The sequence below is a fragment of the Dokdonia sp. Asnod2-E02 genome (genome assembly GCF_045063915.1).
GTDB lineage: Bacteria > Bacteroidota > Bacteroidia > Flavobacteriales > Flavobacteriaceae > Dokdonia.
The window spans coordinates 1,535,759-1,548,884 of sequence record NZ_JBEFNX010000005.1 but is presented as its reverse complement, the minus strand read 5'-3'; the positions used below and the strand labels follow the sequence as shown (position 1 = coordinate 1,548,884).

The 13,126-nt window shown below is 37.2% G+C and carries 14 protein-coding genes and 1 tRNA gene; 14 read left to right on the top strand and 1 reads right to left on the bottom strand.

Annotated elements, in window-relative coordinates; translation table 11 throughout:
- Window positions 1–7: 7 nt before the first annotated feature.
- The 11 genes from ACJJVM_RS06970 to msrA all read left to right on the top strand — a co-directional run bounded on the left by ACJJVM_RS06970 (window position 8) and on the right by msrA (window position 9,791).
- Window positions 8–967: a carboxypeptidase-like regulatory domain-containing protein gene (locus ACJJVM_RS06970; RefSeq protein WP_405211209.1), complete on the top strand. Its 960-nt coding sequence runs from the start codon at window positions 8–10 to the stop codon at window positions 965–967.
- Window positions 968–973: 6 nt separating this feature from the next.
- Window positions 974–1,234, top strand: a complete 261-nt coding sequence (locus tag ACJJVM_RS06965; RefSeq protein ID WP_298350100.1) for a hypothetical protein — start codon at window positions 974–976, stop codon at window positions 1,232–1,234.
- On the top strand, window positions 1,218–1,850 hold the full coding sequence (gene pnuC, locus ACJJVM_RS06960) for a nicotinamide riboside transporter PnuC (protein ID WP_299149116.1): 633 nt from the start codon (window positions 1,218–1,220) through the stop codon (window positions 1,848–1,850). Before ACJJVM_RS06965 ends, pnuC begins: the two co-directional genes overlap by 17 nt.
- Entirely contained in the window at window positions 1,811–2,371 is a 561-nt protein-coding gene (locus ACJJVM_RS06955) for an AAA family ATPase (protein ID WP_405211208.1), read from the top strand. Before pnuC ends, ACJJVM_RS06955 begins: the two co-directional genes overlap by 40 nt.
- Window positions 2,368–3,924, top strand: coding sequence for a DUF4301 family protein (locus ACJJVM_RS06950; protein WP_405211207.1), 1,557 nt, complete (start codon window positions 2,368–2,370; stop codon window positions 3,922–3,924). The genes ACJJVM_RS06955 and ACJJVM_RS06950 overlap by 4 nt, the downstream gene beginning before the upstream one ends.
- Window positions 3,925–4,056: 132 nt before the next feature.
- Complete coding sequence (locus tag ACJJVM_RS06945) at window positions 4,057–5,355, top strand: DASH family cryptochrome (RefSeq protein WP_405211206.1); 1,299 nt, start codon at window positions 4,057–4,059, stop codon at window positions 5,353–5,355.
- Window positions 5,356–6,891 (top strand): cryptochrome/photolyase family protein, encoded by a 1,536-nt coding sequence (locus ACJJVM_RS06940; RefSeq protein WP_405211205.1) that lies wholly within the window; start codon window positions 5,356–5,358, stop codon window positions 6,889–6,891.
- On the top strand, window positions 6,888–8,372 hold the full coding sequence (locus ACJJVM_RS06935) for a cryptochrome/deoxyribodipyrimidine photo-lyase family protein (RefSeq protein WP_298350111.1): 1,485 nt from the start codon (window positions 6,888–6,890) through the stop codon (window positions 8,370–8,372). The genes ACJJVM_RS06940 and ACJJVM_RS06935 overlap by 4 nt, the downstream gene beginning before the upstream one ends.
- Before the next feature lie 25 nt (window positions 8,373–8,397).
- A complete protein-coding gene (locus ACJJVM_RS06930; protein ID WP_038601158.1) occupies window positions 8,398–8,682 on the top strand; it encodes a TIGR03643 family protein in 285 nt (94 codons plus the stop codon).
- Between the two features lie 157 nt (window positions 8,683–8,839).
- On the top strand, window positions 8,840–9,262 hold the full coding sequence (locus ACJJVM_RS06925; RefSeq protein ID WP_299149104.1) for a DUF2452 domain-containing protein: 423 nt from the start codon (window positions 8,840–8,842) through the stop codon (window positions 9,260–9,262).
- Window positions 9,249–9,791: a peptide-methionine (S)-S-oxide reductase MsrA gene (gene msrA / locus ACJJVM_RS06920; protein ID WP_405211204.1), complete on the top strand. Its 543-nt coding sequence runs from the start codon at window positions 9,249–9,251 to the stop codon at window positions 9,789–9,791. Before ACJJVM_RS06925 ends, msrA begins: the two co-directional genes overlap by 14 nt.
- Window positions 9,792–9,844: 53 nt before the next feature.
- Here msrA and ACJJVM_RS06915 read toward each other — a convergent pair whose 3' ends face one another.
- Window positions 9,845–11,173 carry a M20/M25/M40 family metallo-hydrolase gene (locus ACJJVM_RS06915; protein ID WP_405211203.1) on the bottom strand — a complete coding sequence of 443 codons (1,329 nt, stop codon included), beginning with the start codon at window positions 11,171–11,173 and terminating at the stop codon, window positions 9,845–9,847.
- 519 nt (window positions 11,174–11,692) lie between these two features.
- On the opposite strand from ACJJVM_RS06915, the gene ACJJVM_RS06910 reads away from it, so the two are divergent.
- The 3 genes from ACJJVM_RS06910 (at window position 11,693) to ACJJVM_RS06900 (ending at window position 13,109) form a co-directional block, all read left to right on the top strand.
- A tRNA-Asn gene (locus tag ACJJVM_RS06910) sits at window positions 11,693–11,766 on the top strand.
- A 104-nt stretch (window positions 11,767–11,870) separates the two neighbouring features.
- On the top strand, window positions 11,871–12,740 hold the full coding sequence (locus tag ACJJVM_RS06905) for a hypothetical protein (protein WP_405211202.1): 870 nt from the start codon (window positions 11,871–11,873) through the stop codon (window positions 12,738–12,740).
- A gap of 126 nt (window positions 12,741–12,866) precedes the next feature.
- Window positions 12,867–13,109 carry a helix-turn-helix domain-containing protein gene (locus ACJJVM_RS06900; protein WP_405211201.1) on the top strand — a complete coding sequence of 81 codons (243 nt, stop codon included), beginning with the start codon at window positions 12,867–12,869 and terminating at the stop codon, window positions 13,107–13,109.
- The last annotated feature ends 17 nt before the right edge of the window (window positions 13,110–13,126 follow it).

Here is a 13,126-nt window from a genome sequence, read left to right as displayed (position 1 = left end):
TGTTTATATGAAAGTTTTCTTCTTAGCCATAGTACTTACATTAACTGCGGTTGTAAATAGCCAGACTACCTTTGTTAAAGATGCAGTTACAAAGACGCCGGTTTCTTTTGCAACTATCTCTTTTGGAGATGGGCGAGGTACATTTGCTGGAGAAGAGGGAGAGTTTAGATTTGAGGCGTCTAAGTATAAAGACATTGACAGTCTTTACATTTCGGCAATAGGTTTTGAGAGTAAAGCAGTTGCTACAGAGGGACTGGTTTCTCAAGTATTCTTGCAGCCTGCAGCAAGCCAGCTAGAGGAAGTGGTTCTCACTTCAGAAAAAAAAGGAAAGTATAAAAAGAAAAAGCTTAAAGAAACTACACACATCAACTATTATAATAGTTGGCTTCCTACAGTAGAAAGTGAGGTGGCTGTGTTTTTTGAAAGGCAAGAGGGTAAGTCTACAAAAGTGGCGCAACTCTGGCTGCCTATTAACTCAGAAAAGGAGTTTCGTAAAAAGGGTAATATGAAGTTTTCTACTCTTTTTAGAATTCAGTTTTATAAAAATGATAACGGACTACCTGGTGATGCTATGGTACACGATGATATCGTTTTTCGCGTAAGCGAGCAAGATGATGAGATGTATGAATTAGACATTTCAAAATTCCAAATCTTTATTCCTAAAGGTGGGTTATATGCATCTTTACAAGTACTAGGCTATGCAGACCCTCAAGGAAAATTGATACAGACTAAAAAATATAATGAGATAGAAACGCCTAGAGGTATACAAAAGGTGTCTATCACTTTTAGACCGCTGTTGCCTTTTACAAATGATCTTCCTGCGCAAAAGACATTTGTAAGAAGGGTGTTTTTTAATAATAAAAAATGGCAAGTGTTTGATAAATCTTATAACGAGAATTCTGCACTAGTAAAGACAGGTCACGTAAACTATGGGATGGGAGCACTTTTGCACGTCTATAATAAATAAGAAATTATGAATATATCTGTAGACCTTACTTTTAGTCCTTTGCAGGATGATTATGAAGGGCATATTATAAATTTTATAAAAAGGCTACGTGACTCAGGTCTCACCGTTATAGAAAACCCTCTTGCGACGCAGGTTTATGGTGATTATGATGAGGTGATGGGGCTTCTCACTGTAGAGATGAAGCGCAGTTTTAAAGAAGTGGGTATAGGCCTCTTTTACATAAAAATGGTAAAAACAGATCGCTCAGACTATGTCGCAGATTTTTGATTTCCTCTTTGGGCAATATGCGAGTTATGATACACTAGATATCGTATTAGAGTTACTTGCCTCTGTATTTACAATAGCATCGGTTATTTATTCAAAAAAGAATAATGTTCTGGTCTTTCCTACGGGGATGATTTGTACAGCCATTTTTGTGTATTTATTACTCAAATGGGGCTTGCTAGGTGATATGATGATTAATGCATATTACTTTATTATGAGTGTATATGGCTGGTATATTTGGACCAGAACGGTAGATGGTACAGCGGTTACACCTATTACCACTACCTCAAAAAAAGAACACATTATCTCTGTGGGTATTTTTATAGCCGCGGCGGTATTTACATATGTGGTATACATCACTTTTGATAAAATTTCACACTGGACATCATATATAGATATGATTACGACAGGCATTTTCTTTGTAGGGATGTGGCTTATGGCAAAGCGTAAGATAGAAAACTGGATATACTGGATTATAGGTGATATCATCACTGTGCCCTTATATTTTTATAAAGGTTTAACCTTTAGTAGTATCTTGTATTTTGCATTAACAATTATTGCCGTTTTCGGTTATTTAGAATGGAAGAAAAACTTAGACAAGTCCCTAGCAGTTGTATAAGAGTATGTCTTTTTGGACCAGAGAGTAGTGGGAAAAGTACGCTTTCGCGAAAGCTATCAGAGCATTACAACGCTCCCCTGGTAGAAGAATTTGCCCGAGAATATTTACAAGAACTTTGGGATAAGGAGCAGAAAATCTGTAGACCCAAAGATTTACTTCCCATAGCTGCTGGACAGATGGATTTAGAAAATAAAGCAGCCGCAAGCACAGATAGGCTTATCATTTGTGATACAGATTTACTTACTACAAAGGTCTATAGTGAAGCATATTATGATGGGTGGTGCCCAGAATTATTAGAGAAAGTAGCGTTAGAGAATCAATATGATTTGTATCTTTTAACCTACATAGATACACCTTGGGAAGAAGATGATCTACGAGATAGACCAGACCGGCGGTTAGAAATGTTTAAAGCTTTTGAAAGCGCTTTGATAAAATATAACAGACCCTACATTTTAATGAAGGGAGGGGTACAAGAACGAGTGACTAAGGCAACTCAGGTAATTAACACACTATTAGTTTGAAAATAACAGAAGAAGATAAAAAGCAACTGGACCAAAGAGGCATTGCACTAGAGCAAGTACAGAGTCAGTTTGAGAGTCTAACCAAAGGAATTCCTTTTGCAGATTTAAGGGATGCCGCCACAGATGGAAATGGAATACTCATCTTATCTTCAGATCAAGAAAAAGCACTTGTAGAAAAATTTGATCAATCTAGTAGTAACCTCGAGTTATTAAAGTTTACACCAGCCTCTGGTGCGGCAACTAGAATGTTTAAATTTCTCTTTCAGTTTTATGATGATTACAATCCCGTAGAGGGTTCAATAAATGCTTACATTAATAAGAAAGGAGTTCCAGAACTACGCTTATTTTTTGTGGGATTAGATAGCTTCCCTTTTTATAAAAAGGTGCGTAAGCGCATTAAGAAGAGATACAGTGATGGAGAATCACTAGATATAGATGTAAATAGACTGCGGTTTATAAAAATATTGCTCAATGAAGATGAGCTTAATTTTGGAAACAAACCTAAAGGCTTATTCCCATTCCACAGGTATAAAAAAAATATTGCTACAGCTTTTGAGGAACACCTATTTGAAGGCGCATCTTATGCGGCAAAAGATGGAGTAGCGCGTTTGCACTTTACAATCTCTGAGGCACATTTAGAACGTTTTCAAAAACAGTTTGAAAAACGTAAGGACTACGTACAAGAAAAAACTGCTACTTCTTTTGACATTTCATACTCATTTCAATCTCCAGCTACAGATACTGTTGCACTAGCAAGTAATGGAGAATTGCTTAGGGATAAAGAAGGACAACTAGTCTTTAGACCTGGTGGTCACGGAGCACTTATAAACAACCTTAATGAGCAAGATGCAGATGTTATTTTTATAAAAAACATAGATAACGTAGTTGTAAGCAAGTATCGTAAGAAGGTTGCTCAATGTAAAAAGATGCTCGCAGGTAAGTTGCTTGAAATACAAGAACAATCTTTTGCCTACTTGCATAAACTAGATGATGCCGAAGTTATAAATGAGCAAGTTATTTTAGAGATTGCTACATTTCTACAAAATGAACTTTTTATAAAGGTTGCGTCAGATTTTGAGCGATACTCGCCTACCTATCAAGTGGAGTACTTGAGAGAGCTTCTAGACAGGCCAATGCGCGTTTGTGGTATGGTAAAAAATGAAGGAGAACCAGGTGGCGGTCCGTTTTGGGTTCGTCACGAAAATGGGAAGGAATGTCTCCAGATTGTAGAGAGTGTACAAATCAACCCTGGTGATAACGCACAGCAACAAATTGTTACAAATGCTACTCACTTCAATCCAGTAGATATTGTTTGCGGAGTAAAAAATTACAAAGGTGAGAAATATGACCTTCTCAAATTTGTAGACTATAAAGCCGGATTCATAGCTTCAAAAAGTTACGAGGGACAGAAAATAAAAGCACTTGAGCACCCCGGTCTTTGGAACGGAGGAATGGCACACTGGAATACCATCTTTATTGAGGTACCCCTCTTAACGTTCAATCCTGTAAAAACGGTAAATGATCTCCTTAAACCAGCTCACCAGGTTAGGTAAAATGTTGTTTATTACGCTTTCGCGAAAGCGAACCACTCAATCTTAATGCTAATGTTGTATGATGAGGTTAAAATTTGTTTAATCTTTTTAATAAAACAATAAACAATAGTATCTTTATTCTAAAATTAGGATATGGATACCGCATTGGTATGGTTTAGAAATAATCTTAGAGTTCAAGATAACGCGTCACTTACGGCGGCTATTGCTACCGGTAAAAGAGTTGTCGGTGTTTATTATTTTGATCCTCGTCATTATGAGGAGGGTGATTTTGGTTTTAAAAAGACCGAAAAATATAGAGCTAAGTTTCTTATTGAAACAATAGAAAATCTAAAAGCAAATCTAGATAAGCTCAATATCACATTGCTAGTTTATAACCACAAGCCCGAAGAGCATATAACCTCTGTAGTCGAAAGTTATAAAGTAACTAGCCTGCATTCTCAAAAAGAGTGGACGGCAGAAGAGGTTAAAGTTACAAACGCTGTAGAGCGCGCAATACCTGAAGTAAGTCACGAGCTGGTGTATGATCAGTTTCTATTTCACCCAGATGATATTCCCTTCAATACCATAACAGAGGTTCCTAAAATTTTTACACAGTTTAGAAAAAAGTGCGAGAAAGAAAGTAATGTGAGACCTATCTTCAAAGAGCTTACGGCACTACCGCAAGAAAATATCTTAACTACCGTAACTCCTATACCTACACTAGAAGACTTAAGATTAGACACCTTTGTAAAAGATCACCGCACAGCATTCCCTTGGGAAGGTGGAGAAGATGCTGCTTGGGCTCGTCTTAATGACTATTTCTGGACCACACAAAAGCTTGCATACTACAAGAAAACCCGTAACGGTCTCATAGGTGAAGGTTATAGCTCTAAGCTCTCAGCCTGGCTTGCAAATGGCTCCATATCTACAAGGCAGATTTATTGGGAGGTAAAAAGATTTGAAAAAGAAGTCAAAAAAAATCAAGACACCTACTGGCTCATATTTGAGCTTATATGGAGAGATTATTTTAAGTACGTCTCTCTTAAACACGGTGATAACATTTTTAAAATAGGAGGTATTCTCAATAAAGAATACGACTGGAAGCATAACAATAAAGCCCAACGCGAGTGGATTAATGGGAATACAAAATATGATTTTGTAAATGCAAATATGATTGAGCTCAAAGAAACTGGCTGGATGTCTAACCGCGGTCGTCAAAATGTTGCTAGCTTTTGGGCAAAAGAACAAGAGCAAGACTGGCGTGTAGGCGCAGCATATTTTGAAAGTATACTCATAGATTATGATGTACACAGCAACTGGGGTAACTGGATGTATAATGCTGGGGTAGGTAACGACCCTCGTGACCGTAAATTTAACATCAAGAGGCAGCAAGATATGTATGATGGAAGCGGGAAATATGTCAGACTATGGACGCAGGAAGAACTTTTTTAAATGAAAAAATTACGACTTATACTAGGTGACCAGCTCAATCATAAACACTCTTGGTATCAAGAGCAGGACGATGAGGTGGTGTACTTTATGGCAGAAATGCGCCAAGAAACAGACTATGTAAAACATCATATTCAAAAGGTGGTTGCCTTTTTTATGGCTATGCGCGAGTTTGCAAGCTGGCTACAAGAGCGAGGTCATAAGATCGTTTATTACCAGCTAGATGATGCTCGTAACACACAAAGTCTTACAGAAAATCTTGAACAGCTTATAGCCCAGTATGATATTGAGCAGTTTGAGTATCAGTTACCAGACGAGTATAGACTGGATGAGTTATTAGTACGCTTTCGCGAAAGCGTAAACATTCCCGTACAATCTTGCGACACAGAGCATTTTATGAGTTCGCGCACAGATTTGCAAGAGTTCTTTAAAGGGAAGAAGCAATTTACAATGGAATACTTCTACCGTATGATGCGCAAGAGGTATGACATTATGATGATAAATGACAAAGATCCAGAAGGCGGAAAGTGGAATTTTGACCACAGTAACCGCAATAAGTGGAAGGGTGAGACCCTCATCCCACACGAGCGTGGTTTTAGAAAAGATGCACGAGAGATTGTTGAGCTACTAGAAAAAGAAGGAGTAAAAACCATAGGCCGCGTTACCGAAAAACACTTTAACTGGCCCACTAGTAGAGCAGATGGACTTTCTGTGTTGAGATATTTTTGTGAGAACCTGTTGGTGCATTTTGGCGATTATCAGGACGCTATGGATCCAGACCAAGCATATCTGTATCATAGTAGATTGAGCTTTGCGATGAATAGTAAACTCCTAGATCCTCAAGAAGTAATTGAAACGGTTATAGACTACTGGAGAGACCATAGCGATGATATTTCTATAAGTCAAGTAGAGGGATTTGTAAGACAGATATTAGGCTGGCGAGAGTATATGAGAGGAATGTACTGGATGCAAATGCCAGAATTTGCAACCGTAAACAAGCTAGAAAATACTAATGAATTACCAGACTTTTACTGGACGGGTAAAACTAAGATGAACTGCTTGAGCTGCAGTATAAATAATAGTCTTGATAATGCCTATGCACACCACATACAGCGACTTATGGTGACTGGTAACTATGCACTGCTTACAATGTGTGATCCATCACAGGTAGATGAGTGGTATTTGGGTATTTACATAGATGCAATAGAGTGGGTAGAAATTACAAACACAAGAGGAATGTCACAATGGGCAGATGGCGGAAAGATTGCTACAAAACCCTATGTGTCAAGCGGTAGTTATATTAATAAAATGTCTAATTATTGTAAGGGTTGTCATTACAAAGTGAGTAAGAAAACAGGAGAAGATGCCTGCCCTTTCAACGCTTTGTATTGGAATTTCTTAAGTGAGAAGCGTGCACATTTTGAAAACAATAATAGAATGAATATGATGCTTAGCCTTCTTGATAAAATGGATAAGAAGACCTTGCAAGCACACCAAGAACGAGCGCAAGATATTATAGAGCATCCAGAGAATTATTGAGTAATAGTAAACCACATATCACCGTACACTGGTTTAAAAGAGACCTAAGATTACAAGATAACGAAAACTTGTGGCAGGCACTTCAACATAGTGAACCTGTAATATTGCTATATATCTTTGAACCTTCTTTGCTAAATGATGAGCATTATAGTGAGCGACATTTTAATTTTATAAAAGAATCACTTCAGGATTTACAAAACAGGTTAGAAAATTATGGCAGCAAGATACTTGTTGTTCAAGATGAAGTGATACCCGTGTTTAAAAAATTACAGCAGCATTACACTATAAAGCGGGTTTATTCTCACGTTGAAACTGGGATTCGAAAAACTTATGATAGAGATATTGCATTTAAGGTCTACCAGCAGTCTCAAGACATACGATGGATACAATTTATAAATAATGGAGTAAGGCGCAGTTTAAGCAACAGAGTAGGCTGGGTACAAGGTTGGGAATGGTGGATGAGTGAGCCACAACGCATTTTTGTGCCGCAATGCGGAGACCTTGTTACAAAGAAAGAAATAGGGGTTCTTGAGCAGTATTTTGAGTGCATCTCTTTACAAACACCAAGAGATACAGTATTTCAAAAAGGAGGCACTACAATGGGACTGCGTTATTATGATAGCTTTTTGAAGGACAGAATCAAAAATTATAACGCTCATATCTCAAAACCCTTGCTAGCTAGAAAGAGTTGTAGTCGCTTGTCTCCATATATAGCTTGGGGTAATCTGTCGGTGCGCGAGGTATGGCAGCGAGCAAAAAAGTTGCGACAAGACTCACCTTATAAAAGACAGATAGATGGTTTTACCTCGCGCCTTAGGTGGTCTGCCCATTTTATACAGAAGTTTGAGATGGAAGATACAATGGAGTTTGTAAGTGTAAATAGAGGCTTCCATAGCTTAAAGAAGAAGTCTAACCCAGTCTATGCAAAGGCTTGGCAAGAGGGTAAAACGGGTTACCCGCTAGTAGATGCCTGTATGCGATGCCTTGTAGAAACGGGTTATCTCAATTTTAGAATGAGAGCGCTTACGTTGTCATTTTTTACACACAACTTGTGGCAACCCTGGCAAGATGCCTCAGCATTTCTTGCGAGGCAATTTTTAGATTTTGAGCCAGGTATACACTACCCGCAAATACAAATGCAAGCTGGGGAAACCGGTATTAATATGTTGCGTATTTATAACCCTGTAAAAAACAGTTATGAACACGACCCAGAAGGAGAGTTTATAAAAAAGTGGATTCCAGAACTACGCGATGTACCGCTATCATACATACACGAACCGTGGACGATGAGCCTCCTCGAGCAGCAGTTTTGTAATACAACCATAGGTAAGGACTACCCGCAACCTATTGTAAATATAAAAGAGACCCAAAAATATGCTACAGATACAATGTGGAAATACAAAGAGCGTCCGGCTGTAAAGCAAGATGCTGTGCGCATTTTAAAACGACATACCTTAGTAGATAGACAGGTATGGGATTAATAATAGATTACAAAAAAGAAGAAATATGAAAGAGTTTACAGATAGACAGTTAGATCGTATTATCGAGATGGCCTGGGAAGATCGCACTACTTTTGATGCGATTCAATTTCAGTTTGGAATAAGTGAGCGTGAGGTTATAGATATTATGCGCCGTGAGATGAAACCTTCTAGTTTTAGAATGTGGCGCGCACGTGTGCAGGGTAGAAGTACAAAGCACGCCGCAAAGCGTAACTATGGAATAGATGATGCCCGTTTTAAGTGTAGTAGACAGAAACAGATTACACATAATAAAATATCTAAGAGAAGATAAGTGCAAACCGCAGTAGGTTAAACTGTGAAGACGCTGTTAAGCTTTTCGTTTTAAGATATTGTTTAATGATTGAGCATTATCTTTGTACAAAAAATGAGTTGTCACGCTTTCGCGAAAGCGTACTTATAACTCCGCTCACCAAGCACGATAATTTAAGATGACAAAGAAAAAACCAGATCAGGTTGTGTATAATGAAGAAAAAGGGAAGTATGATGCTGCCTTAACTCCATATGCTACAAACCTAGGTGCTCCAGCCATAGTAACAGATGATGTTACTACCTGGAAAAACTCAAATATAAGTAAGGTTAACCATCAATTTAAGACAGAGTACCAAGAGCTTAAAGCGCAGTATGATAAAATGATGGAGCAGTTTGAGTATAATAACCTTATATACTCTGCAAAGTTTTCTTTTGAGCCTATAGTAGGCGCCGTTTATCATTTATACAAGAGAGGAGGAGGTGAGCCTTTTTTATCACTCATCTCGCCAGAGGAATGTAACTGGGACTTTGTAGGCACTTTTGAGCTTAAAGCAGATAAAATTTGGAACCGCATAGACACACCTGTAGATGAAGAAGAATAACTTACAACAAGCAACCGTAGGAGGTGGCTGTTTCTGGTGTACAGAGGCGGTAGTACAACGTCTCAAAGGAGTTACAAATGTAGTTTCTGGTTATGCTGGAGGGACCGTGCCTGGTCACCCTACATATAGAGAGATTTGCTCTGGTCTTACGGGTCACGCAGAGGTGATACAATTTGATTATGATCCTACTGTGATTACTTATGCAGAGATTCTTACAGTCTTTATGACTACTCACGACCCTACTACTTTAAACAGGCAGGGTGCAGACAGAGGTACACAATATAGATCTGTAATTTTTTATCACAATGAAGAGCAAAAAGAACAAGCCGAGCAAGTGATAAAAGCTGTACAAGAGTATTATGAAGACCCTATAGTTACAGAGGTGTCTGAGTTACCTACGTTTTATGAGGCTACGCAAGAGCATCAAGATTATTATAACGAAAACAGATTACAAGGCTACTGTAGAGTCGTGATTGATCCCAAAATTGCTAAACTCAAAAAGTACTACGAGCATTTAATAGCCTCATAGAATACTAGTTTTTTGAGTATGAAATATTTATTTACGCTTTCGCGAAAGCGGACTTATCTTTTCTCATTTATGAGTCTGTAAATTAATAGGGCGGTACGTTTAGTAAGCATCTCTATGGTGTTTATGTATACCGTTTCATTTGGCGTGTGTGCTCCTGTTCCCATTGTGCCCAAACCGTCAAGACAAGCCACATATTCTGCGACAAAAGAGGTGTCTGCAGCACCACGTTTTCCAGGGTCATATGCAGCCACAGCTGGCCCTCCCATATCGAGGCTTACTTGACTTAATTTTTCTAAAAGCGCATAATTTTGAGGAGTAGGCTGCATCGCTGGATAACTATCTTCAAACTCAACTACAGCGCTTGTTTGCGGTAAATTATTTGCAACAATGGCTCTCATTTTATCACGAGCTTCTTCTTTTTGCTCTTCAGATATAAAGCGTAGGCCACCTTGTACGTATGCAGTTTGTGCTACTACATTTCCTTTGCCAAAGATGCTTCCCTTACTTTGTTTTGCTTCAAGATCCATTTTTGTGCCTCCCAGCATCATACCAGGATTAAAGGATAGTAATTCTGGACCTCTTACTTCATTATAAAAACCGTTGAGAATACGTGCAAGTTCAAAATTTGCTCCCGCACCTGCGCTTTCGCGAAAAATCCCGCTTGAGTGTGCTCTCTTTCCTGTAACGGTTACATTCCAGTTTGAAGAACCTCTTCGGGCTACGGTTGCATTATCAAAACCTGTTGAAGTTTCAAAACCAAGGGCAATATCTGAGCTCTTTGCTGCGTCTATAAGATCCTTACGGCTTATAGTGAGCGGTTTTCCTGTGCTTTCTTCATCTCCAGTAAAGGCTACTGTGATTTGTGCACTGTCTAGCATCCCTGCTTCTCTTAGAGCTTTGAGTGCATAAAGTACCACCACGTTACCACCTTTCATATCATTTGCTCCGGGACCTTTTGCTACGGTGTCGTTTACCATTTCAAATTTTTGAAACTCGCTGTCTTCTTCAAAAACGGTATCAAGATGACCTATAAGTAGTAGCCGTTTACCTTTTGTGCCCTCTGTGGAGGCAAAGAGGTGTCCTGCACGATCCATTTCGGTGGGCATATCAATCCACTTTGTGTTAAAGCCTATGTCTGTAAATGCGCTAGAAAAGCGATTACCTACTTCTTTTACTCCTTTTACATTTAGAGTTCCGCTATTTATGTTTACCACCTCTTCTAGAAATGCGATACTCTCTGCCGAGTTTTTTTCTACTAGGCTAAGTATGCGTTGTTCCTCCTTTGAGAGATTTGTATTAGTCTGGGCTGTGAGGGTTAACGCTTTCGCGAAAGCAAAAAAAATAAAAACAGCCGTGTATATAATAGAATTGCGGTTACTCATTGTTTACTATGGATTTATGGGTATGATGTACTTGTTATAAATGTAGCAATATGTCGCCAGTTATCCATCAATCTATAAAATTTAATAAATAGGGTAGGAGTTTTTTTGAGTAGACTGTTTCATAACCAAAGCATTTAATCCTACTAAATGATAGTTGATGCCAAGTGTTGGTATATTGTTTTTATTTAAAACTACCCGACTATGACTTCCCCGAATTCATAATCGGAAACAATAGTTCTCCTACTAGAAGTGTTGTAAATAGAAACATTTTTGAAGAATCCCAAGAAACTTTTGTACTTGGGATTTTTTCATTTTGATTAGATACGCTTTCGCGAAATTCATAATGTAATCACGTAAAAAGCTGTTTAAAAAGTAGTTGTAGATTTCTTTTGTGGGGGTAGGTTTTTCCTTAAGTTATGAAGGCAAAATAAATCACTAAAAAAAGTGGAAAAAATGTCAATTTTTTTTTGATGATTGTAAAAAAGCTTTATATTTGCATCCGCTTACAAAAAGTAACACTCCTCAATAGCTCAGTTGGTTAGAGCATCTGACTGTTAATCAGAGGGTCCTAAGTTCGAGTCTTAGTTGAGGAGCTAGTAAGTAAAAGCCACACAGTCCGTGTGGCTTTTTTGTTTTATGTTCTAGTAAAACAATAGTAAAACATTTTGCCCTATTTTTACTCTTATATGTTTTTCCAATGTTTCCATCCTTAAAGTTTTATAATGACCTTGCTTTTAATAATAAGCTTGAAGAACTAAGTAATTCATTCTATAATAATGCTGAATTATTGGATAAAGGATATTTCTTTGACGGAGATAGAAATGAATATGTCAATTTTGAATTAATTGATGATTCTGTAAATGCTAAATTTCACAATGACATAATCAATATAGAAAAGTTTATTCAACAAAGATTAGAAGACAATAATGAGCAATTCTATGGGTATTTAAGGAAATTGAATAATACATCAGAAGAAGATGATTTCAAGATCTATTTGAATAGCGTTTATGATGATCTCCTTAAAATTTATTTTAAAATTCAAGAAAATTCTGAGTGCAGCTATTTTGATATAATCTTAGATCATTTAATTGACGTTTTTAAAGATTTGAAATTTCTCTTTTCCTCAGTTATAGAGTATCATAGAATTTTCACAAAGATTGCTTCTTTAAATAATGAGGTTAGTCTTTTCCAGTTTAAAGAATTAAAAAGATCCTTTTTTGAAGAGCTTTATGAAGTTGCTTCCAACTTAAATATTATAGATGATATAGTTGTGGAAGAGGATACTTTTATTGATGTATTTACAACTCCAAGACAAAATGAAAAACTCTTTATAATATTCAGATCTCCAAATTATATAGTTACACACTTCTTAGAAGAAATTGGAATTTTCTTTTTCAATTTGAATGGTAAGACAATTGGAGATAGTAAAATGTTTTTGAATAAGTCACAAAAGCCATTTACTGCAAATGATCTTTATGCAGCTAAAAGTAGAGTGCCACATAAAGCAAAACCCAAATTATCTACTATTACTTCCCAAATTCAAATGTTGCAAAAGAAATTTCTGTAACACCTTACATTCCACCTTACACTTTTACTTACAGTCATCTTACCCTTTGAAAATCAAAGGGTTTTAGTTGCATTTCTTTGTTGCAAATAACAAGGATATAGGCCTATATCCATAATCTCAAAAATTATGGAAAGTATCCAAGAACAACTAAAAAGAATAGAAAATTTATTAAAGAGTCAAACACTTCTCAAAAAAGAAATACTAACTGTTAAGGAGGCTTCAATTTATTTGGGGCAATCCACATCTAGTATTTACAAACTTACAGGTAAGAATGAGATACCATTTTATGTGCCTAATGGCAAAATGATTTATTTCAAAAAAAAAGAACTGGATGAATGGCTACTTAAAAATAGAGTGTGCTCATTATAAAATGATTAAGTGAATTT

Bases quoted from the DNA above. Each gene is read 5' to 3' on its own strand.
- msrA (WP_405211204.1), top strand. From the start codon at position 9,249: ATGAAGAAGAATAACTTACAACAAGCAACCGTAGGAGGTGGCTGTTTC.
- ACJJVM_RS06915 (WP_405211203.1), bottom strand. From the start codon at position 11,173: ATGAGTAACCGCAATTCTATTATATACACGGCTGTTTTTATTTTTTTT.
- ACJJVM_RS06900 (WP_405211201.1), top strand. From the start codon at position 12,867: ATGGAAAGTATCCAAGAACAACTAAAAAGAATAGAAAATTTATTAAAG.
- ACJJVM_RS06965 (WP_298350100.1), top strand. From the start codon at position 974: ATGAATATATCTGTAGACCTTACTTTTAGTCCTTTGCAGGATGATTAT.
- ACJJVM_RS06905 (WP_405211202.1), top strand. From the start codon at position 11,871: ATGTTTCCATCCTTAAAGTTTTATAATGACCTTGCTTTTAATAATAAG.
- ACJJVM_RS06970 (WP_405211209.1), top strand. From the start codon at position 8: ATGAAAGTTTTCTTCTTAGCCATAGTACTTACATTAACTGCGGTTGTA.
- ACJJVM_RS06955 (WP_405211208.1), top strand. From the start codon at position 1,811: ATGGAAGAAAAACTTAGACAAGTCCCTAGCAGTTGTATAAGAGTATGT.
- ACJJVM_RS06925 (WP_299149104.1), top strand. From the start codon at position 8,840: ATGACAAAGAAAAAACCAGATCAGGTTGTGTATAATGAAGAAAAAGGG.
- ACJJVM_RS06940 (WP_405211205.1), top strand. From the start codon at position 5,356: ATGAAAAAATTACGACTTATACTAGGTGACCAGCTCAATCATAAACAC.
- pnuC (WP_299149116.1), top strand. From the start codon at position 1,218: ATGTCGCAGATTTTTGATTTCCTCTTTGGGCAATATGCGAGTTATGAT.
- ACJJVM_RS06930 (WP_038601158.1), top strand. From the start codon at position 8,398: ATGAAAGAGTTTACAGATAGACAGTTAGATCGTATTATCGAGATGGCC.
- ACJJVM_RS06945 (WP_405211206.1), top strand. From the start codon at position 4,057: ATGGATACCGCATTGGTATGGTTTAGAAATAATCTTAGAGTTCAAGAT.